This is a genomic window from Armatimonadota bacterium, from assembly GCA_016223145.1.
Taxonomy (GTDB): Bacteria; Armatimonadota; Fimbriimonadia; order Fimbriimonadales; family Fimbriimonadaceae; genus Nitrosymbiomonas.
Genome location: JACRPN010000022.1, coordinates 105,112 through 126,714 on the forward strand (window position 1 = coordinate 105,112; position 21,603 = coordinate 126,714).

Genomic DNA, 21,603 nt, shown 5'->3' on the forward strand with positions numbered 1-21,603 from the left:
CTATACGCCTTCTAGTTCTGCCTCTGGCACGAACGGGCGCCCGTTCAATATCATTAGGACGTCCGCCATCTTGCGCCAAGTTGCGCCGATCTTGAGATCGACTCCTCCCCATGGGATGAGCACCGTGTTTCCGGCTCGGCCGAACGAGTTCTCAGCCTCCGTAGTTCCCGTCGAGATTGCCATTTGACGAGCGGTCGCCCATTCGTGGAGGTCCAGATATCTGGTTTGTGTACCTGACGCGAGAAACGAAGAGACCGTCTTCCCGTTGATGGTGGTACTTGAAAAAGCTGTTGCTCTGCGACCTGCAAATCGCGAAAGTGCCGTGCGAGCGAGGCGCTCAACGAATACGGAGTCTTTCGCCACGTCAAGCTGTTGGTACTGTCTATCCGGGCGCTCTGCTAGGCGCGCCGCGAATATCGACACTTGGACCATCTCGAGCTTATTCACGCTCGTGATTACAAGTGACCTAACGCCGCTTGACGTATGGTCGCGACTGAACCAGCACCGAAGGCCGAACGGCCTGCCGGATGGAGCTGCTGTTTGTTCGACCACCATCGGCTTCCTGGTATCGGGATCCTGGTTCGAGGGGACTGCCTCCAATTGCAGAACAATTCGTGCCCGGTCACTCTTACGTACTATCGCGACTGAGTTTGGGCGAGCGAGGCTGAACCTTGGTTCACCATATCGGCCAATATCTCCTAGTTCGGGGGGAAGCCACTCAGGGAGTGTCATCGATTGCCCTAAAGACAAGAGCCAAACTGTCAACGCAGGAGTCATCTGTATTCCTCACTTTATGACGTCAATCGCGTAGGACATCGCGTCCATGAACAATAGTCCTTGGGATAGGGGAGGCGGGCTTGGGCCGTAAACTAATCCAAGGATGCTAGGAGGCACTCCTGTCTGCCAGTACCCGCCGAGCACCCAGGAGGCAGGGGGGTTGTAATAGCTGTCACCATTGAGATCCAACCTCTGCGCTGCGGCTGAATCATACATGAGGACCGAATTGGCGGCTATCTGGTGGTGTGTCCAGTTCACGAAGCCATACGCAGAGTCGTTCATCGCTGAACTCCCCATTCCCGCAACTGGATTTGTCCAGAAACTACTCCATGACTGCGCCTTCAACCTAACTGGAATCGCATTATGTCCTAGAGCAGCGAAAGCTAGAGTTAGAAATCCCGAGCAGTCCTTACAGTCCATGTTCGGACTAATGCTGGAAACCGCGTCAGACAAGTAATATGTGACCGTTGGATCCGAGGGATCTAGCGGGTTGTCGTAAGCCTCGGACCAGAACCAAACTCCGGAACCGCTATAGTCCCAGGGACTCGCCCAAAACATGCCCTTGGTACATTGCACTTTCACTGGCCACTCATATGCCTGGAAGCACGCCCAATCGCAGGCATACTCAAGCAAGTCTGTCCAGGGAACTTGCTGCTTTCCGAGTGGTGCCTCGTCGACAAGGTAGAGCCGAACCGTTTGGTAGCCGCCGCCGCCGTAGGGGTCCTGAAGCACATCCAGCCCGGGTGGCGCTCCTGCAGTCGCATAGATGTGCATGAGGTACTCAAGATTGCCATATGCCACGCTATCGGGCACGCCGTCAATCGTGATCGTTAGGTATGTGTTCGACAGGGGAGGAAACGATACGGTTCTGGACTGAGGAGGAGTTAGGAAGGCAATCGACGACGCTGGCCTGTTGTATCCGGCGGGAACTGTCAGCTTCGCGTAACAAATGTCCATGTTCCCGAAACGGTGACGGACCGGTGGTTGTAGAACCTGAACCGAACCTGGATGGGGGTGCCGCGGTGGTAGACAACGCGTCCAGGACTTTGAAAGGATTGTGGGGAATCGTATTCGATCGTGGGATAGACGCCGCCACCGACTGGTGGATTCTGGTAGGAACCGTCCAGGTTTCGATAGAACCAGTCGGAATCCGTAGCAGCATAGTTTCCTTGGTAGTCCACTTGAGTGACAAAGACGAAAAGCAGAGCATGTGCGCAAACGACAGCCCCCAGCAACATTGTCGCCGCCGATAACGCTCTCAATGAGACTCTCATGTTTCCCTCATCGCCATTGTGCAGGTCTTCGGCAGAACCAATCTATGAATCGCAGTCAGGATTGCATTCTAGACGTCATCGGAATGGGACCCGTGGGCGAGATGTCACCCCGCGAGGTTCTCCCGGTAAACTCCACCCTCAATGGACTATCGGCGGACCTCCCTCAGTGACCTTCTCCAGGCGGAGCCTGGGACGCGCACGTCCGCCTATGGCTGGATCAAGACCCGCCGCGACAGCAAGGGCATCAGCTTCGTCCAGCTCAGCGACGGCTCATGCTTTCGCGACCTTCAGGTGGTGATCGCCGAAGGCTCGCTCCCTGAGGACACCCTGAAGAGCCTCACCACTGGCGCTGCGGTTCGGTTCGATGGCGAGATCGTCGCCTCACCCGCCCCCGGCCAGCCGGTCGAACTCGCCGCCAGCGGCGTCGAGGTCTACGGCCCCGCGGACCCCGCCGAATACCCCCTCCAAAAGAAGGGAGCGTCCTTTGAGTTCCTGCGCGAGATCGCCCACCTGAGGGTGCGCGGCAACACCTTCGGTGCGGTGTTCCGCGTGCGGTCCGAGGCCTCGTTCGCCATCCACAAGTTCTTCAACGAGCGCGGCTTTCGCTACATCCACACGCCGCGCATCACCGCCAGCGACGCCGAAGGCGCGGGCGCGATGTTCCACGTCACCACCTTCGATCCCTACGCCTCAAACCCCCAACCCCAGACCCCAGACCCCGCCAACGACTTCTTCGGCCAGCCCACCTTCCTCACCGTTTCGGGCCAGCTCGAAGCCGAGTGTCTTGCCCTGGGGCTGACCAACGTGTACACCTTCGGGCCCACCTTCCGGGCTGAGAACAGCAACACGCCGCGCCACCTCGCCGAGTTCTGGATGGTCGAGCCGGAGATGGCGTTCTGCAGCCTGGAGGGCAACCGCAAGCTGGCTGAGGAGTTCCTGCGCTATGTCATCGCACACGTGATGGACGCCTGCGCCGCCGACCTCGAGTTCTTCCACCAGCGCATCGAACCCACACTGCTCGAAACCCTGGCTCACGTCGTGAACTCCGATTTCGAGCACCTGACCTACACCGAAGCCATCAAAATGCTCGAATCAAGCGGTGAGAGCTTTGAGTTTCCGGTTTTCTGGGGCGCGGACCTGCAAAGCGAACACGAACGCTGGCTCACCGAGAAGAAGGTCGGACGGCCCGTCGTGCTCACCGACTATCCCAAGGAGATCAAGGCCTTCTACATGCGCGCGAACGACGACGGCAAGACCGTCGCCGCCATGGACGTGCTCGCACCGCGCATCGGAGAAATCATCGGCGGCTCCCAGCGCGAGGAGCGATTGAACGTGCTTCAGCGTAAGATCGAAGAGATGGGCCTGCCGCTCGAACACTACAAGTGGTATCTCGACCTGCGCCGGTTCGGGAGCGCCCCGCACTCGGGCTTTGGATTGGGCCTCGAAAGGCTGCTGATGTATATGACCGGGATGAAGAACATCCGCGACGTGATCCCGTTCCACCGCACGCCGGGACACGCGGAGTTTTGATTTGCGGAACCCGTTTCGCCGGTTCGATTCCAGGCTGACCAAAGAGTTGAGGGCTCAGAGAGGGCCCATCAGGCTTGGTTTGGCTTGCGCCATCGCGACTTCGGCCCTGACGACGCTGACCATCCCGCTGATCAAGCTGACCGGCGCAGCCATCTCCGACGCCACGCCCACGCTTTCCCAAAAGGCGCCCCCAACGCCTCAACTCCGAGGCATCGACGCCGACCCCGCTCGCACCGCCCGAGAGATCGTGGCAAAGGAGGAGGCCGCCAAAGAAGAGAAGGAGCGTCGGGAAGGGGCGATCCGGCGGCTCGGCTGGCTTAGCCTTCTCGTGATCGGCATCTACTTGGTCAAGTACGGCTTTACACGGGGGCAGGCCTACTACCTGAGCGAGGCCGCGGCAAGGCTCGCCGCCGACTTGCGCCTCCAGATGTTTCGCAAGCTCCAAAGGCTGCCGATTTCGTATTTCAACGCCCGGCGAACCGGCGCCATCCAGAGCGTGCTCACGAACGACGTCAACGTCTACCAGAGCGCCATACAAACCCTCAAAGACATGATCGACGCGCCGATCAAAGCGGTTGGTGGGTTTTTGGCGATCTGCATCATCCAGTGGCAGCTCGCCTTGGTTTCGATCCTCTTCATCCCGCTGCTCGCCAAAGTGATCCAGGCCAACGGCCGCAAGGTGCGGGACGCTCAAGCCACGGTCCAGGAGGACCTTGGCGACCTGAGCGCGATGACCCAGGAGGCGATTCACGGCACTCGCGTCATCAAGGCCTTTGCGGCCGAAGAGCGGATCGAGCAAACCTATAGGGGGTTGGTCGGCCGATCGCTCAAGAGCCAGCTTCGAGCGGCAAGGCGACTTGCCAGCCTACGCCCGCTGGTGGAGCTTCTCGGCGCGGTGGCGCTGGCGGTATCGCTCTATCTCTGCGGGCTTCTTGCCTTCTCAGGAAAGCTCATCCTCGCCGACATCATGGCGCTCTTCTACGCGATGGACGTCATCAACCAGGGCTTCAGGACGCTCGGCAACGTCAACAACACCTTGAACCAGGTTCAGGCGGCGGCGGACCGCGTTTACGGCCACGTGCTCGAAATCCCCGAGGAGCACGCCGAGCTTCCTGGCACTCAGACGCTCCTCACCCCTACAGGCAGGCTCGAATTCCAGAACGTCAGCTTTGATTACCCCGACGGGACCCCCGCCCTGAAGAACGTCAGCTTTTCGCTGGAGGCTGGAACGAGTTTGGCGTTGGTGGGTCCGAGCGGGGCGGGGAAGAGCACCATCGCCGATCTCGCGCTGCGGTTTTATGATCCAACCGCAGGCCGTGTCCTCTTTGATGGCGTGGACCTTCGCGAACTCGACGTGAACTGGTATCGCAGCCTCATCGGGGTCGTCCCGCAGCAGACCTTCCTCTTTGCGGGCACCATCGCCGACAACATCCGACTTGGAGCGCCCAACGCAGCTGATCAAGAGGTGGTGCAGGCCGCTCGGATGGCCAACGCCGCCGACTTTATCCATCGAATGCCGGAGGGCTTTGAGACAGAGCTTGGGGAACGCGGCGTAAGGGTCTCCGGCGGCGAGATGCAGCGGATCGCGATCGCCCGCGCTCTGGTGAGGAAGCCCACCCTGCTCCTGCTGGATGAGGCCACGAGCAACCTCGATTCGGTCAGCGAGAAAGCCGTCCAGACCGCCCTCGACGAGTCAATGAAGGGCCGTACGACTCTTTTCATCGCCCACCGGCTCACCACTGCGGCCAGGGCCAACCGGATCATGGTGCTGAGGCACGGCGAGGTGGTCGAAATGGGCACCCACGCCGAGTTGATGGCGATGGGCGGGGCCTACACCGGCATGATGCGCGCCTTCCAGAGCGGGGTCATGGAAGACCCGCTGCGGGACGCGCGGGAAAGGGACGATGACGAGATGAAGAGTTGAAAGGATGAAGGGACAATGGGACGTGGAGACGAAGGGGCAAAGGGACGCGGTAGCCGAAGGTATCGTGCCTGCGTCCTCGGCTGACCCCCGTAGGGCTGAATGATGAAGGGTAAGGCAATGGGAAGCGCGGTAGCCGCAGGTTCCGTGCCTGCGTCCTCGGCGGGCTTAACGCCCGGCGACTCTCTTCTCGCCTCCTGCCGCGACCTCTCGTGCGGCTACCCAGGCCGGGTCGTCCTGGAGGGTGTCAGCCTCGACCTGCGCCCGGGCGCCAAAATCGCCCTTCTGGGCCCGAACGGCAGCGGCAAATCCACCCTGCTCAAGACACTCTGCGGAGCGATTCCCTCCCTCAAGGGAACGGTCGACCTCGCCGGGTCACCTGTTGAGGGCCTCTCAAGCTCCGAAATCGCCAAGCGCGCCAGCTACGTGCCCCAGGAGGAGGCGCCACCTTTCCGGTTCAGCGTCCGCCAAGTTGTCGTCATGGGCAGGCTGCCCCACTCCACGGGCCTCTTCGACACGCCCGAAGACCTGAAGGTCGCCGACGAAGCGATGCGCATGGCCGACTGCCTTTCGCTCGCCGATCGCCCGATCACCGAGATCAGCGGCGGAGAGAAGCAGCGGGTTTTGGTCGCGCGAGCCCTGGCCCAGCAAGCGCCCGTGATGCTGCTCGACGAACCCACCTCTCACCTCGACGTCGCCCACCAGATGGCGATCTCAAAGCTGATCCGGGACCTGGCCGCGCGGGGCTACGCGATTCTGGCGGCCGTTCACGATCTGAATCTCGCGGCCGAATTTGCGGAGGAGGCGATCCTCCTGAGCGGAGGGCGGGTGGCGCTTCAAGAGCCCATCCGAGAGGCCCTCACGGACCCGCGGCTCGATGATGCCTACGGGGTGACGTTCCGAAGGATCGAAGACGGCGACACGCTCCGCGTGTTCCCGGAAGCGCTGCGCGTGCCGTAGCTTCCTGCCTGCGCCGCGCCGATACCGCTCGACGGAGCGCCGACATCCTTAATCGCCCCCGCCCGGAATGGATGATGCGGAGATGAAGGGACAAAGGGACATAGGGACGGACCGCGGACACCCTTGTCCGCGGGAGCGAAACAGCTTTGGGCAGGTCCCACGCTGCAACAGTCCCGGACCCTTCATCTGCTAGAATTCGCACCGATGAGCTTCACCGTCCGAATTGGGGCGGACATTGTTCCCGTCGAGCCTGGCGCAACCGTGCCGGTGGGCTTCGAGATCGCCAACCGGTCCGATGATCCGGACCGCTTCGAGGTGTCCGTCGAAGGGCTCGACCCCGAGTGGATCGCAGTCCCCGTGCCTACCTTCTCGGTCGAGGCGCGCGACATTCACCAAGAAAAGGTCTTTCTCAAACCCCCGCGCCAGAGCGAAAGCATGGCCGGTGACTATCCGTTCGTCATCAAGGTGCGGTCGCTGGAAACCGGGGAGTCGCGCACGGTGCAAGCCATCGTGAGCGTGCAGGCGTTCAACCACCTGAGCATGGAGATCTCGCCCAAGAAAGGGATCATTTCACCCTTCCGAAAGGCGAACCGCTTTGAAGTGACGCTCATGAACCTGGGCAACGTCGAGCAAACCGTCCAACTCCGCGGCAGCGACCCCGAAGACGAACTGACCTACGACTTCGAGGAGCAGCAGCTCGACCTCGGTCCCGGGCAAACAAAGGTGGTCTCAGTGACGCCGCACTCCGCCAAGGCGAGGCCTTTTTCCAGCGTCCGCTTGCACGGATTCCAGGTTACCGCCAGGTCGACCCTCACGCCCTCCCTTGCGTCCTCCGCGACGGCCCAGCTTGAAGAGCGTCCGGTCTTGTCGCCAGGCATGTTGGCATTGGGCCTCCTCATGCTGATCGTCTTTGCGGGATGGTGGCTGTTGCTTCCCAAGCCGCCAACACTCGACAGCCTGAGCCTGGACAACGAGAATCCGATGGCCGGCGAGGTCGTGCACATCCGCTGGAAGGCGACCAACGCAAACGGCGTGGATATCCGTGTAAATGGCATACCCATCGTCCAGGGCGGTGAATTGGAGGGTGAAAAGACCTTCACGGCGGACGTGAGCGGCGAGGTGGTCGGCTATGCGTTCCGCGATTCGCGTCAGGGCTCGCGGGTGACGCGGATGTTCACCGTCCATGTGCCGCCCGAAGTCATCGCTCCCAAGATCACCCGGTTCGACATCACCCCGCGTGAGGTCAAATTGGGCCAGCCGATCCTCGTGCAGTATGAGGTGGCGGGCGCCGTCACGAGCCTCACCCTGGCGCCCGGCGGCATTGCGCTCGACCCCAAGGTGAGCCAGCTCAAGGTCATTGCGGACGTGAAGGGCGATATCGAATACCAGTTGGTGGCTGAGAACCAGGGCAAGCTCGTGAAGAAAACGGTCCGGGTCCACGTGGTCGAAGGCAGTAAGGCCTCCATTGTGGTGTTCCGCTCCGACGTGAAGACGGTTCCCGAGGGCGGTGGCCCCGTGCACATCACCTGGCAGGTCACCAATGCCGAAAGGGTCGAGCTCTCTCAGGACCTGGACAACCCGCAGACCGTGGGTGTGCAGGGCGAACGCGATATCTCCATCACCGGAGAGACCGAGTTCACACTCACCGCCTACGACGATCAGGGCGCGACGGTCACCCAGAGGATCCGCATCAAGGTCGAGCCGCCGAGCACCGATCCGCCGGTTAAGTCGGGCGGCGGAAACTAGGGCTTTCCCTTCAAAATGAGGGCACGATGCCACGTGCCCTCCTCTCTCTCACCGATAAGTCCGGCGCTGCCGATTTCGCCCACGGGCTGGCTGATCTTGGGTTCGAGCTGATCAGCACGGGCGGCACGGCAAAGGCTCTGCGAGAGGCGGGCCTGGCGGTCCGCGACGTGAGCGACGTCACCGGATTTCCGGAGATGATGGACGGGCGCGTCAAAACGCTGCACCCGATGGTCCACGGAGGGCTGCTGGGGGATCGGCGCAATCCGGGCCACGTTGCCGCCATGGCTGAGGCCGGCATCACGGGGATCGACGTGCTCTGCGTCAACCTCTACGCATTCGAACAGACCGTCAGCGGGCCCCACGAGTTCGAAGCCGCCGTCGAATCCATCGACATCGGAGGTCCCGCGATGGTGCGCTCCGCCGCCAAAAACCATGCGTCGGTGCTGGTGGTGGTGGACCCTGCCGACTACGGCGCGGTTCTGGAGGCCCTCTCTGGCGAGGTTCCGGATTCGCTGAGGATCAGCCTTGCGGCGAAGGCGTTCCGGCACACGGCCTATTACGACTCGATGATCTCGCGCTACATGACCGAGCGCGCCGGCGGGTCGGAATGGCCCGAGAAGCTCACGCTCGGATGCCGCTGGGACGGGATGCCGCTTCGGTATGGAGAGAACCCGCACCAGAAGGGCGCACGCTACATCGACCCGTTGAACGCTCAGAGCGCGCTCACGCTGATCGGCTCCCAAGAAAAAGGGGTCAGCTACATCAACTGGCTAGACGCCCAAGGCGCTTGGGACCTGGTTTGCGAGCTTCCAAAGGGCGCCTGCGCGATCATCAAGCACGCCAACCCGTGCGGCGCGGCGCTTGGGGCGAACTTGGGGGATAGCTACCGGCTGGCAAAGGCCTCCGACCCGGTTTCGAGCTTTGGCGGGATCGTGGGATTCAACCAAGTCGTGGATGAAGCCGCCGTTGCCGCCATGACCGAGAAAGGCAACTTCCTCGAGGTCATCGTGTCGGCGGGATGGGAGTCGGAGGACCTGATCGAGCGGTTTCGAGCGCATACCCAGTGGGCCGCGAATTGCAGGCTCTTGGTGGGAGATCCGGCAAGGCCGTACCGTGGCCGGTCCTTCCGAACGATGGGTGGCGGGGTGTTGGTGCAGGACGTGGACGTCGATCCCGGCGAGGCGGACTGGAAGGTCGTGACCGATCGGCAGCCGACCTCGGAGGAGTGGGAGGCCCTTCGGTTTCAGTGGAGGATCATACGTCACGTTTCCTCCAACGCCATCGTCATCGGTTCGGCAACAAGGCTATTGGGAGTGGGCGCGGGCCAGATGAATCGCGTTCAGAGTGTCCGCCTCGCCTTGGCTCAAGCAGGTGAATCAGCCAATGGCGCAGCGCTCGCCAGCGACGCGTTCTTCCCGTTCCCGGACAGCCTCATCACCGCCGCCGAGGCGGGTGTGAGGGCCTTCATCCAGCCCGGCGGAAGCAAGAAGGACGACGAAGCCATCGCCGCCGCCAACGAGCGTGGACTCACGATGGTGTTCACGGGAGTCCGGCACTTCAAACACTGATCCCGAAGTCTCCCACCCTCCCGACTTCGTTCCCTTCGCTTCGCTCGGCGGGATCTGCGACAACCCCTCCCTTCCCGACAAGGCGGGACTCGGAAGCATTTTCGACTGCGTCAAGAACAAGGGAGGGGCCCCCGACCTCATATCCCAAACCCCATATCCCAAACCCCATACCCCATCCCCCATCCCCCAAGACCTCGGACCTCAGACCTCGCACCAGTAAGCCGACGCTTAAGTACACTCTCCGGCATGGCGACCGCCGCCCGGGGATTCGGCGCGCTCCGGGTCTATCTGGAGATGATCAAGATCGAACACTCGATCTTCGCGCTGCCGTTCGCGATGATCGGGATGATGTGGGGTAGCCGGACGGTCGAGCGGGAGCCGCACGTCGTTTACCAGTTGCCGGAAGGGGCCACCTATGTTCCACCTGGGTACCCGGGGAGCCCCTGGCCTGGCTGGCCGACCTTCCTCTTGATCGTGCTCGCGATGGTGAGTTGCCGCAGCGCGGCGATGGCGTTCAACCGGATCGCGGATCGGGCGATAGACGCGGACAATCCGAGGACCAAAATGCGGGCTTTGCCGGCGGGGCTGCTGCAGCTTAGGCACGCCAACCTGTTCTTCTTCGGATCGAGCGCCGTGTTCGTGACGGCGGCGGCACTGCTGAACCCCCTCTCGCTGATGCTGAGCCCCGTGGCATTGTTGGTGACGCTCGGTTACAGCCTGACCAAGCGCTTCACGCCGCTCTGCCACTTCGTGCTGGGGCTGAGCCTGGGGATCGCGCCGGCCGCAGCGTGGATCGCGGTGACGGGGACGCTAAGCTGGGCGATCCTGCCGATCACGTTCGCGGTGCTCTTCTGGACCGCGGGGTTCGACATCCTCTATGCGCTGCAGGATGTCGAGTTCGACCGGGGGCATGGGCTGAGATCGCTCCCGGCCTGGGTGGGGGTTCACCGAGCTCTCCTTATTAGTCGTATGTGTCATATAGGAGCGGTGCTGGCATTGGCTCTGGGCGGAGTCCTGGTCGGCGCGGGGCTGTGGTTCTATGTGGGGGTGGCGTTTGCGGCGGCGCTGCTGGCGTATGAGCAGAGCCTGGTGAAGCCGAACGACCTCTCTAGGATCAATCTGGCGTTCTTCACGCTCAACGGATACGTGTCGCTGGGCGTATTCGTGTTTGCTCTAGTGGATGTGGTGGTTGGTTCCTAAGGAGAGGTCATGGAGGTTGTTACGAGAGAGTTCTCCTTGCCGGCTGTTCAGGCGAAATCGATAGCTCGGAAACTGATCGTTAGGAACGGGCTCTGGAAGGTGCCAGTGGTCATCGGAGTACAAGGTCCGGTGTGGTTCTTAATCGTGTGGAGGCACTCTCTGTGGTGGGCGTTTGTCTTCGCGGCCGCATACATCCTGGGGGCGCTCCACCTATCCCGACGTCTCTTGGGAATGTATGAGCGTTCACTCCAGCAAATGGGGTTCGGACAGAACTCTCCGATGTACGTTAGGTTCTCGGACACTGGTGCTGAGGCGTTTTCCGACGGCAAAAGAGGACTGTCGCTCCCTCTTTCGGACATTATCAGCTGCGAACGGCTTTGTGGAGTTCTACTCATGGGGACTTTGGAGGGAAAGAACTTGGCAGTTCCATTGGCGGCGTTCTCCGCAGAAACAGATCTCCTTGCCGTCGAACACCAACTCAATCTAGCAGTCACTGATAACCGTGGGCTGAAGCTAAGCGGAGCTGCCTCGTGAAAGTCGCCGTTGTCGGAGCAGGGATTTCGGGGCTGTATGCCGCGCGGAGGGTGGAGGCTTCCGGCGCGGAGGTGCGCGTCTTTGAGGCCACCGACCGCCTCGGCGGGCGCATCCAGACCGTCCACCGCGACGGCCTGGTCTATGAGGCCGCCGCCGAGTGGATCCTCCCCGAGCACCAGCGCGCGCTGACCTTGGCGCGCAGCCTCGGGCTGCCGCCCATCGAGAGCCCCACCGGGCCGAACACGCTGTTCTACAAGGGCGAGACGAACTCCGGCGCGAGCCTCTGGGAGGACGCCGCTCTCGACGACCAACGCCTGAAACAGGAGCTCGACTCGCTGCTGGAGACCCTAGACAACCCCAAGGTCACGGCGTTCCAGGTTGGGCGGCTGGACACCCTGAGCCTGCAGATCCTCATCAAGTCCAAAGCGCTCAGCGAGCGCGGGGCGTGGTGGCTGGAATCCAAACTCCGCGCCGAGATGCGCGAGGACCCCGGGCGGATCAGCGTCTACGGCTATCTGGTTCAGGCCAAGCGCGATCGGGCACGCGCCGCTTCCACCACGGCGTTTCGTATTCCTGGAGGCATGTCGGAGCTGGTCGCAAAGCTCGCCGCCAGCCTGAAGAGCCCAGTCCAGACCGGCAAGCGCCTCGTGAATACCGAATGGAAGGAAAACCAGGTGTTCCTGACCTTCGCCGACGGGACGAGTGAGAACTTCGACCAGGCGGTCCTCGCCATGCCGCCCAAAGCGCTGCTGCAGGTGGCCATCACTCCATCCATCTCCCCCAAAAAGCGAGCGGCCTGGGAGGCGGCGGTCTACGGCCGGGCGGTCAAGGTGTGTTTGGAGTTCAGCCGGGACTGGTGGACCGAGATCGGCTGGAACGGCCGGTTGATGACGAATAGGCCGATCCAGCGGACTTGGGACGGAACTCTGGGGTCTGGGGTGCAGGGTCTGGGGTCTGGGCCCGACAAGGCAGCCGTGTCGGACATGTCGGACCGGTCGGACAAGGCTGACAAGTCAGATCAGACGAACACCGGAAGTTCTGCCCCCCCAACCGCAACAGACCGCCCCTCGGTCCTCAACGTCTGGATCTGCGGCAAGGCCGCTGAGAGTTGGGCCCGGTTCTCCGACCCCGTTCGCGGGTGCCTGGAAGACCTCGCCGGCCACTTCCCTCAGGCGAAGGAGCACTTCACAGGTGGGACCTGGACCGCGTGGCTGGCCGATTCACCCTCGGGCGGGGCCTACATGTTCCCCTCGACCGGATTCGTGCTCGCTCACAGCGAGAACCTCATCACGCCGGAGGGTCGGCTTCACTTTGCGGGCGACTTCTGGGGAGAGAGCGCCGGCCGCATCGAGGGTGCGCTGGATTCGGCGGAGCGGGTGTCCACAGAGGTATCGCTCTCTTGACCTTGCTGAACAACTTCCTCTGGGCCTTTGATGGTTCGCCGCAAGAGATGCTCATCGAGCATGGGCGCGTGGTCTGGCGTCGCGGGCCAAGCCCCGAGCGCCCCGAGGGAGCACAGGTCCAGGACCTTGGTGGCCAACTGCTGATGCCCGCCTTCATCGACGCGCACTGCCACTTTCTGCCGACCGGGCTCGACCTTTTGAAGTTGAACCTCGGCGGTTGCGGAACGCGCGATGAGGTGCTAGCGAGGCTCAGGGATTGGGAGCGCAACATGGAGCCGGGAAAGTGGCTGCATGCGGTCCACTACGATCAGACGCGGTTTTCGGACGGAGTTCACCTGACGCGCTGGGATCTCGATCGGGTGATTCCCAGCCGGCCGGTGTTGCTGCGACACGTGAGCGGGCACGCCAGCGTGGCGAACACGGCGGCGCTCCAGGCGGCGGGTGTTCCTGATGGAGCCCCGGACCCGAAGGGCGGATCGTTCGGGCGGGACGCCTCGGGCAGACTGGACGGCACGCTCTTTGAGAGGGTCCACGAGGAAGTCACCGCCGGGGCGCCGGACCCCAGTTTCGAGGAGATGGTGCAGGGGATCCTGCTCGCGGGCAAGCGAATGAAAGAGCTGGGAATCGCCTGTGCCACCGACATGATGACCGGGCGATTCGGGCTCGCGCAGGAGCTCGACGCCTATGAGGAGGCGGTGAAACGGGGCTGCGAGGCAAGGGTGCGGCTGTATCCGGTGTGGTCGGCGGTGTTTGGGGGTCGAGGGATGGGCGACGAGGCGCTGCGGGAGCGGACCCGGCACTGGAATGCCGATCTGATCAAGCTGTGTGGCGTGAAGATCTTTGCCGATGGGGCGGTAGGCGCCGGGACGGCTGCAATCTATGGGAGGTATGTGGCATCTGAGTTGTCTCCCCCCCCAACCCCCTCCTCAGTTTCCGCCGGAGCGAAAACCAAGGAGGGGGCTCCGGAGTCTCCCACCCCAACCCCTCCCTCAGTTTCCGCCGGAGCGAAAACCAAGGGAGGGGCTTCCGGAACCTCCACCCCTCTGCCCACTCCCCCTATCGCCTCGCTACAAGGGGAGGGGGCTCAGACTTCTGGGCAGCTCCTTTATGCTCCTGAGCGGCTGAACGAGATGGTGCGGACCGCGCACAGCTCGGGATTTCGGATTGCGATCCACTCGATCGGGGATTACGCCACGGACCTCGTGATGGATGTCCTGGAGGCCACCGGCGAGCCAAGCAGACACCGCATCGAACACGCGATGCTGCTCTCAGATTCTCAGATCGAGCGTTTGGCGGGCCTTGGATGCCACGTCTCGATGCAGCCCGAGTTTCTGATCCGGTTCGCCCACGCCTACAAGCGGCAGCTTGGCCCCGAGCGAGCCTCGAAGATCAAAAGAATGCGCTCAGTGGTGGACGCGGGAATCGCGCTAAGCCTCAGCTCCGACCGGCCGATCGTCTCGGGCGACCCTTGGGTGGGGGTTCGGTGTGCATCGGATAGGCCGGAGGGGTTCGACCCTGCCGAAAACCTGACACGCATGGAGGCACTGCTCGGCTACACCCAGAAGGCCGCGGAAGCCAACGAGGACGGCGGCCGCATGGGCTCGCTCAGTGAAGGCCAGCTTGCGGACTGGATCGTCTGCGAGGGCGATTCGCGATAGGCGATGCGCGATGAGAGAAGGGCGCTGGGCGAATCTGGGATAGAGGATAGAGAACTCCAAGAAACTATCCTTTATCCCTGACCCACTTATCCCTTATCGAATATCACCAAACACCTGAGGACCTAAAAACCTGACCACCTGACAACCCAAGAATCTCAGCAACCACGCACCTGCGCAGCTCACACCTTGCTCTTGAAGTACTCAATCGTCCTTCTTAGCCCCTCTTCGACCGACGTTTTCGGCTCCCAACCGAGGACCGTGCGCGCACGCGTAAGGTCGGGGCGGCGCTGCTTCGGGTCGTCAATTGCCGCCTCAAGGTGGACGATCTCGCTGTCTGAGCCTGTCAACTTGAGGATGAGCTTGGCGAACTCGAGGATCGGAAACTCGAACTCGGCGCCGATGTTGACGGGCTCCTGATAGTTGGATTCCGCCAGCATCAAGGTGCCCTCGATCGTATCGTCCACGTAGCAGAAGCTCCGTGTGTGCAAGCCGTCGCCATACACCGTGAGAGGTTCGCCGCGCAGGGCCTGGGCGATAAAGTTGGGCACCACGCGCCCATCGTCAAGCCGCATTCGGGGGCCGTAGGTGTTGAAAAACCGCGTGATCCGCGTGTCCACCTTGTGGAAGTTTCTATAGGCCATGGTCATGGATTCGGCGTAGCGTTTGGATTCGTCGTAGACGCCCCTTGGGCCGATCGGGTTGACGTTGCCCCAATAGGTCTCCGGCTGCGGAGAGACGAGGGGGTCGCCATAGACCTCGCTGGTGCTGGAGATGAGGAACTTCGCGCCCTTGGCCTTGGCAAGGCCGAGCGCCTTGTGGGTTCCCAGAGCACCAACCTTGAGCACCTGAATCGGAAACCGCTCGAAGTCGACCGGGCTTGCCGGGCTGGCGAAGTGGAAGATGAAGTCCACCGGGCCATCCAGGTAGAGAAACTCGGTGACGTACTGCTTGATGAAACGGACCTGCGGGTTGCCGAGGTGCTGGACCAAGTTGTCGGTCGAACCGGTGATCAGGTTGTCGATCACGACGACGTCCCATCCCCGCTCAACAAGGCGATCCACCAGGTGGGAGCCGAGGAACCCCGCCCCTCCCGTCACAACGGCGCGCATGGCCTGATTATGCGTGAGGATGAACGAAGGCGCGTAAAGGCTATGAAGGCTGCCCGTGGGGCAGACCCTCAGTCTGCCGGGGGCAAGCATGTCCTGCACAGGTGTGAAGAAGGCCGAGGGTTCCCTAAGAACAATGAAGGTGTCCCGTGGGGCAGACTCTCAGTCAACCTTTGGCCGCAGGACCGAGCTTGGACTCTGCCGGGGTATTGAGGTATGCCTGAGGGCGAGGCAGAACCAGAGATGAAACCGATCCTCAACACCGATTCGATGGCGCAAACCCTGTGGTCGCTTGAGCGGGCAAGGCTCGAAGGGCGCCCGCAGAACGAACCTGCCGTTTCCGAAACCCTTCGGTGGATAGCGGGCCGACAAGGGTTGCCGGGGGCCTATGCGACGCACCTGTTCATGCCCACGCAGCACGATGTTGAGTCCCGGAACGGGACGCCTACCTACGAGGACAACTCGATGAGTCGGGTCGGAGTGATACACGTCTTGGGTGAGGAATCGACCAGGGCGCTGGCCCTTTGGGGAGTCGACACGGGATGGGACCGCGAGAAGGCGAGCCGGGTGATCGCTTCATTCGATCGTGGGTCGGCGAGGTTCTGCTGCTATCGGTGCTCGGTGGCTTGGTGGCGCGCTCTCTCCGCGACCCGGATACCAGCGTGTGAGGCGATTTTGGCAAGGGCGGTTCGATGGGTCGAGGACTCGATGGAGAGGAGTAGGCCCTATGGCTTTCCGTTCTTCTATCTGCTGCTGGCGCTTTCCGAGATGCCGATTCCCGAGGTGGAGCGGCTGAAGCCGCTGCTCCGCCCGCCCGCCGAGAGGGCCTTGAAAGGGCTTGTCGGGAACGACACCCGAACGTTCTTCCGACGCTGCGCAGCCGAGTGGGCGGTGAGCTAAGGGAGTTGGCTGCCCGATCAGGTCTCGAACCTGAAACCTCCTGATCCAGAGTCAGGCGCTCTGCCAATTGAGCTATCGGGCAATGGGATGGATATGATACCCGCGGGGGGCAATGGGGAGTTCTCAGGTGCTCAGGCATTCGTCAGTCGTGTCTCCACCCCCAACCCCCTCCTCATTTACGAACCAAAACGAGGAGGGGGCTACTTGCCCTTCGCCCTTCGCCGTTCGTACCCCCTCCCCCGACCGTGTCTTCCCGCGACACAATGGGGCCATGCCATACAAGCGAAAATCATGGACCCAGAAGTGGGCCGAGGCGAAGGCCAAGCCGGGCTTCCCAATGGTCTTCGACTGCGACAAGACGCACAAACGATGGGTGGTGCCGGCGCCCTCGGAAATCGAGGAGATTGTCAAGACGATCCCAAGGGGAAAGGTGATGCCGATCGGTGAGATCGCGGCCCAGATCATGGCCAAGCACAAGACTGAAATGTGTTGTCCGATGACCACGGGCATCTTCACATGGCTGCTTTCTTACGCAAGCTGCGAGGCCGAAGGGCTGAACGTGGCCGAGGACTGTGGCAAGAGGATCAACCCCAAGGCGGCGCACCGGGGCGTGCCCTGGTGGCGGGTGGTCAAGACCGGCGGCGAACTGAACCCCAAGTATCCCGGCGCGCCGGAGCTGCAGAAGGCGCTGCTGGAGTCGGAGGGCATCAAGGTGGTGGCGAAGGGGAAGAAGCTGGTCGTAGCGTGATCCCAAACTGGGAGTGCTAGTTCACGTTGCTAGTGAGCCGCGCTCTTATGGAGCAGCTGTTCGATCTCAGACCGAAAGGCGATGAAGTCGAGATCAGCGTCCGATCGCTGATAGGCGCCAACTTGGGCCAGCATCTCGTCTTGGTCATCGTTGAAGTAGACGCGCCACATGGCGCCAAACCAACCTTCGGACCGAGTGCTCTCGTCATCGAACTGTTCTACCAAAGTCGGCCCTGAGTTCTCCTTGCGAGTCCTTTCTCTCTTGCTCGCCTCGACCTCTCGGTAACCCACTTGCACGCGGAAGCATCGAGTTTCAGATTGATTCAAGAAGACCTCGAGCTTTGGGCCCGATTGCCTCTCCGTTTCACTGGAACGGAATTCGAGCGGCAGGGGAAAGACAAAAGTCGCGCTCGTATTGGAGGCCCAGCGACAGCCTTCGGGTGGTGAGCCCAGACTCGTAGAAAACCTGTTCAGCATCCAGTCGTCTGGCTTCATTGCAAACGAGTCGCCTTCGATGACACCGTCACTCATTTCGTCAGGCTTGAGCCATCGGCCACGAATCCTCAGTCCGAGGCTCTTCCAGTCAGCGACGCCGATGGCGAGGCGGGCTTTTCGTTCGATCACCCATTGTTCTCCGGGCCAAAGCTCCCATTCCTGTCGATCAAAAGGACTCAGGTAGTAGGCCACATTGGAAGTTTCAAACGCCTCGCCATCCCAGGTCTCACGCCATGTGGCTGCAAGTCGTTCTCCTCGTTTTGCGACCACGGTACGTGCTTGTCCGCAGAGGAGCAGCTTTGCGGCAGTGAGAGCATCTGCCGCGGATTCAAAGTGCCCGTGCCATTCATCGGTTTCCACAACCCACTGTTCGTCTCTATGGAGCACGGAGATCCCGGTGGGCTCGTTGTGCGCGAGGATAGACAGGACTCCGTCGTCCAACTGGACCCCAAGGTATGGGACCTTGACGATCAGCTTATGAAGGCCGAGGGCCCTGGCAGCAGCACTCAGGTCCATCTTTGACAGATCCAATGGCTCAGGTTTCGGTCTGGGAAGCAACATCTGTGACTCCTACCCCACCTTCTCTATAAAGTCCTCGACCACGTTCCACCAACGCATCGTGGCCGGGGTACGTATGGGGCCGGAGGCGAGCTTTCGGAGGTCGATGTTAAGCGGTACTCCCCGGCGGACGACCGCATAGAGAACCTCGGGCTCAGTCCCCACGATTGACCAATCGCCCTGATCTCCAAGGGCGGCGGCATGATTCTCCAGTGGGTTGCGCAGGAAGATGGCCATGCTGCGGTCTCTCTCAGTCACCTTGCCTTCGAAGGGTCTGGAGTCGACGAGTTGCTTGAGCCGGTCCCAGGAGAGCGGCACTGCGATCGGTTCCTTGAGGCCATAGACGGACAGGGCGTGTTCGACGACCCCCGCTGCGATTTCCGGCTCATGCTTCGTCTCAATTCGCACGTTTCCCGACTGCAAGAAGGTGGATGCCTTGCCAAGGCGCGTCTTCTCGATCACCTCGATGAGCTCCGCCATCGTGATGCGGTTGTGCTTTCCGACGTTGATGGCTCTTAAGAACAGTGCGCAAGGGCTCAATTCAGGCTCCTTTGAAATCACCACTTGTAAGGGTTGTCGCCACGGGACCAAAGGTAAGAGACGAGTTGCCCGGTGTGATACCACTCATGTTGGGCGAGGCTGCGCAAGGCCTCGGCACGCGGCGTGAATGGCTGGCGGAGAGACTCGAACCACCGCTCGGGGAATGGGAATGGCTGTTCGAGTTCCTCGGCGGTCAAAGAGTCGATGTACTCAAGCGTCTGCATCCGGGTGTCTGCAAGAGCCTGCTTGAGCCCTTCGATCGTCTGAGATCGGCTGCCGAAGTCCCCAGCCTCTTCGTAGCTTAGTTTCTTCTGGTCGGTGATCCAGGTCATCAGTTGCCGCTCGGTGGCGCCGATTTCGATGAGCTGGCCGCGCACGGTGCGCATGCCTGGGGTAGGCGCCCAATCAAGGTCGGCATCCGAGAGTCTGGAGATGGCCTCATCGAGGTCCTCGCGGACGAGGGCGAGCCGGGCTTTGAGGAGGTCGTGAAGGGTCTGGTTCATTGGTTAGGGGATTATCCTCTATCTATGCCCACTGGGGGAGCAGGAAAGCAGCCGCCGGTTCTGTGCCAGCGCCTAATGGGGGCTTTCACGCAGGGAGCGCGGAGATGCACAGAGTTTATCCTCACCCGGTTCGCTACGCTGACCGGTCTCTCCCTGTATGGGCGAGGTGGTCTCCCACCCTCCCGACTTCGTTCCCCTCGCTTCGCTCGGTGGGATCTGCGACAACCCCTCCCTCAGTTTCCACCAGAGCGAAAACCAAGGGAGGGGCTATCCCCCTCCCGCTTTCTGGATGTTTGCCCAGGCGTCGCGGAGAGTCGCTGTTCGGTTGAAGACGAGGTTGCCGGGAGATGAGTCCTTGTCCACGCAAAAGTAGCCCATGCGCTCGAACTGGTACCGAGTGCCCGCCGGTGCATCCTTGACGCTGGGCTCGACGAACGCCTGCACCACTTTCAGCGAGTTCGGGTTCAAGTTGTCCAGATAGCTGCCGCCTTCGGGCGCCTCGTCGGGGTTCGGCTTGCGGAACAGGTGGTCGTAAAGCCGGACCTCCGCCTTCACCGCCGTCTCCGCAGCCACCCAGTGCATCGTCGCCTTGACCTTGCGTCCATCTGGGGCATCGCCGCCCTTGGTGGCCGGGTCATAGGTGCAGCGCAGTTCCGCGATCTCGCCGCTGGCGTCCTTGACGACCTCTTGGCAGGTGATGAAGTACGCATAGCGGAGACGAACCTCGCGCCCTGGGGCGAGGCGGAAGAACTTGGGAGGGGGCTCCTCCATGAAGTCCTCGCGCTCGATGTAAAGCTCGCGCCCAAACGGGACCTTGCGCGTCCCGGCTTCGGGGTCCTCGGGGTTATTGACCGCGTCCATCTCTTCGATCTGGCCCTCGGGAAAGTTGGTGATGACGACCCTCAGCGGGTTCAGGACGCCCATCACCCGGCTCGCGTGCTTATTCAGGTCCTCGCGGACGCAATCCTCGAGTACATGCGCCTCGATCACGCTGTCGGCTTTGGTCAAACCCACGCGAGTCACAAATTCCTTAATCGCCTCGGGCGTGTAGCCGCGACGGCGCATCGCCACAAGTGTGGGCAAGCGCGGGTCGTCGTAACCGGACACGTGGCCGCCGTTCACCAATTCGATGAAGCGGCGCTTGCTCATGACGGTGTAGGTGATATTGAGCCTGGGGAACTCGATCTGCCTGGGATGGTAGATGCCTAGCTCGTCGAGGAACCAGTCGTAGAGTGGACGGTGGATGACGTATTCGAGCGAGCATAGCGAGTGGGTGACGCCCTCGATCGAGTCCTCTAGGCCGTGCGCCCAGTCGTACATGGGATACACGCACCACTTGCCCCCCTGGCGGTGGTGCTCAGCGTGGAGGATTCGATACATCACAGGGTCCCGCATGACCAGGTTGGGGCTTGCCATGTCGATCTTCGCGCGAAGCGTCCGAGTTCCATCCGGGAACTCCCCGTCCTTCATGCGCTCGAAGAGGTCGAGGTTCTCTTCAACAGACCGCTCGCGAAAGGGGCTGTTTGTGCCCGGCTCGGTAAGGGTTCCGCGGGTTTCGCGGACCTCATCAGCCGTGAGGTCGCAGACATAGGCCTTTCCCTTGCGAATGAGGTCCTTGGCCCACTCGAACATCTGCTCGAAATAGTCGGAGGCGAAGAGAGGACCCATGACTTCAGGCCGGTAGTTGTCTCCCTCCCCAACCCCTCCCTCAGTTTCGCTTCGCAAAACCAAGGGAGGGGCTTTCAATGAGAGAACCCAATGGACGTCCTCGATGATGCCGTCGACGAACTCCTGCTCCTCCTTCTCGGGGTTGGTGTCGTCGAAGCGGAGGTTGAACTTCCCGCCAAAGTCCTGAGCAATCCCGTAATTGATCCAGAGCGCTTTGGTGTGTCCGATATGCAAGTAGGCGTTGGGCTCCGGAGGGAAGCGCGTGTGTACACGGTCGAACCTGCCTTCGGCGAGGTCCTGCTTGATGGCGTCTCGGATGAAATCGCTCGGGATGGCGGCGAACTGCTCGGGGGTCAAATGGCACATAGAGTCGGGGTTTCCCTTGGCTCCTGAGTTTACTGCGTAGGTTTGCAGGTTGTTAGGTTCGTAGGTTAGGGGGCACTGCAGCCGCCGGTTCCTTGCCGGCGCGGTTGGCGCTTTCTCGCTATGGATGCAGAGATCCGCAGACGAACGCA

General features: G+C 61.7%; 19 protein-coding genes and 1 tRNA gene. 11 read left to right on the forward strand and 9 right to left on the reverse strand.

All coding sequences use genetic code 11. The features are described from left to right. The 3 genes from HZC36_16535 to HZC36_16545 form a co-directional block, all read right to left on the reverse strand. Positions 1–183, reverse strand: a complete 183-nt coding sequence (locus tag HZC36_16535; protein MBI5708594.1) for a hypothetical protein — start codon at positions 181–183, stop codon at positions 1–3. 603 nt (positions 184–786) lie between these two features. Then, the gene (locus HZC36_16540) at positions 787–1,734 is read right to left on the reverse strand and encodes a hypothetical protein (GenBank protein ID MBI5708595.1); all 948 of its coding nucleotides are present in this window, start codon (positions 1,732–1,734) and stop codon (positions 787–789) included. Then, on the reverse strand, positions 1,710–2,051 hold the full coding sequence (locus tag HZC36_16545) for a hypothetical protein (GenBank protein MBI5708596.1): 342 nt from the start codon (positions 2,049–2,051) through the stop codon (positions 1,710–1,712). The genes HZC36_16540 and HZC36_16545 overlap by 25 nt, the downstream gene beginning before the upstream one ends. Positions 2,052–2,192: 141 nt before the next feature. Here HZC36_16545 and asnS point away from each other — a divergent pair, with 141 nt between their 5' ends. From asnS to HZC36_16590, 9 genes are all read left to right on the forward strand, one after another. Beyond that, positions 2,193–3,581 carry an asparagine--tRNA ligase gene (gene asnS / locus HZC36_16550; GenBank protein ID MBI5708597.1) on the forward strand — a complete coding sequence of 463 codons (1,389 nt, stop codon included), beginning with the start codon at positions 2,193–2,195 and terminating at the stop codon, positions 3,579–3,581. A 1-nt stretch (position 3,582) separates the two neighbouring features. Next, positions 3,583–5,505 carry an ABC transporter ATP-binding protein gene (locus HZC36_16555; protein ID MBI5708598.1) on the forward strand — a complete coding sequence of 641 codons (1,923 nt, stop codon included), beginning with the start codon at positions 3,583–3,585 and terminating at the stop codon, positions 5,503–5,505. 99 nt (positions 5,506–5,604) lie between these two features. Next, a complete protein-coding gene (locus HZC36_16560; GenBank protein MBI5708599.1) occupies positions 5,605–6,462 on the forward strand; it encodes an ABC transporter ATP-binding protein in 858 nt (285 codons plus the stop codon). Between the two features lie 204 nt (positions 6,463–6,666). Then, on the forward strand, positions 6,667–8,208 hold the full coding sequence (locus tag HZC36_16565; GenBank protein ID MBI5708600.1) for a hypothetical protein: 1,542 nt from the start codon (positions 6,667–6,669) through the stop codon (positions 8,206–8,208). Positions 8,209–8,234: 26 nt separating this feature from the next. Further along, a complete protein-coding gene (gene purH / locus HZC36_16570) occupies positions 8,235–9,776 on the forward strand; it encodes a bifunctional phosphoribosylaminoimidazolecarboxamide formyltransferase/IMP cyclohydrolase (GenBank protein MBI5708601.1) in 1,542 nt (513 codons plus the stop codon). Positions 9,777–10,022: 246 nt separating this feature from the next. Next, complete coding sequence (locus HZC36_16575; protein ID MBI5708602.1) at positions 10,023–10,976, forward strand: UbiA family prenyltransferase; 954 nt, start codon at positions 10,023–10,025, stop codon at positions 10,974–10,976. 9 nt (positions 10,977–10,985) lie between these two features. Then, on the forward strand, positions 10,986–11,510 hold the full coding sequence (locus HZC36_16580; protein MBI5708603.1) for a hypothetical protein: 525 nt from the start codon (positions 10,986–10,988) through the stop codon (positions 11,508–11,510). Further along, complete coding sequence (locus HZC36_16585; GenBank protein ID MBI5708604.1) at positions 11,507–12,913, forward strand: FAD-dependent oxidoreductase; 1,407 nt, start codon at positions 11,507–11,509, stop codon at positions 12,911–12,913. The genes HZC36_16580 and HZC36_16585 overlap by 4 nt, the downstream gene beginning before the upstream one ends. Continuing rightward, positions 12,910–14,571, forward strand: coding sequence for an amidohydrolase (locus tag HZC36_16590; protein MBI5708605.1), 1,662 nt, complete (start codon positions 12,910–12,912; stop codon positions 14,569–14,571). Before HZC36_16585 ends, HZC36_16590 begins: the two co-directional genes overlap by 4 nt. Before the next feature lie 179 nt (positions 14,572–14,750). On the opposite strand, the gene HZC36_16595 is transcribed toward HZC36_16590, so the two are convergent. Continuing rightward, on the reverse strand, positions 14,751–15,680 hold the full coding sequence (locus HZC36_16595) for an SDR family oxidoreductase (GenBank protein MBI5708606.1): 930 nt from the start codon (positions 15,678–15,680) through the stop codon (positions 14,751–14,753). 240 nt (positions 15,681–15,920) lie between these two features. Here HZC36_16595 and HZC36_16600 point away from each other — a divergent pair, with 240 nt between their 5' ends. Continuing rightward, a complete protein-coding gene (locus HZC36_16600) occupies positions 15,921–16,577 on the forward strand; it encodes a hypothetical protein (GenBank protein ID MBI5708607.1) in 657 nt (218 codons plus the stop codon). Positions 16,578–16,583: 6 nt separating this feature from the next. Here HZC36_16600 and HZC36_16605 read toward each other — a convergent pair. Then, positions 16,584–16,659: transfer RNA gene (locus HZC36_16605), tRNA-Gln, on the reverse strand. Positions 16,660–16,848: 189 nt separating this feature from the next. Here HZC36_16605 and HZC36_16610 point away from each other — a divergent pair. Then, positions 16,849–17,325 carry an MGMT family protein gene (locus HZC36_16610; protein ID MBI5708608.1) on the forward strand — a complete coding sequence of 159 codons (477 nt, stop codon included), beginning with the start codon at positions 16,849–16,851 and terminating at the stop codon, positions 17,323–17,325. Positions 17,326–17,354: 29 nt separating this feature from the next. Here HZC36_16610 and HZC36_16615 read toward each other — a convergent pair whose 3' ends face one another. From HZC36_16615 to HZC36_16630, 4 genes are all read right to left on the reverse strand, one after another. Further along, complete coding sequence (locus HZC36_16615; GenBank protein MBI5708609.1) at positions 17,355–18,380, reverse strand: hypothetical protein; 1,026 nt, start codon at positions 18,378–18,380, stop codon at positions 17,355–17,357. A gap of 9 nt (positions 18,381–18,389) precedes the next feature. After that, complete coding sequence (locus HZC36_16620) at positions 18,390–18,917, reverse strand: DUF1697 domain-containing protein (protein MBI5708610.1); 528 nt, start codon at positions 18,915–18,917, stop codon at positions 18,390–18,392. A 17-nt stretch (positions 18,918–18,934) separates the two neighbouring features. After that, positions 18,935–19,420: a DinB family protein gene (locus HZC36_16625; GenBank protein MBI5708611.1), complete on the reverse strand. Its 486-nt coding sequence runs from the start codon at positions 19,418–19,420 to the stop codon at positions 18,935–18,937. Positions 19,421–19,687: 267 nt separating this feature from the next. Beyond that, positions 19,688–21,454 (reverse strand): glutamine--tRNA ligase/YqeY domain fusion protein, encoded by a 1,767-nt coding sequence (locus HZC36_16630; protein ID MBI5708612.1) that lies wholly within the window; start codon positions 21,452–21,454, stop codon positions 19,688–19,690. Between the last annotated feature and the right edge of the window lie 149 nt (positions 21,455–21,603).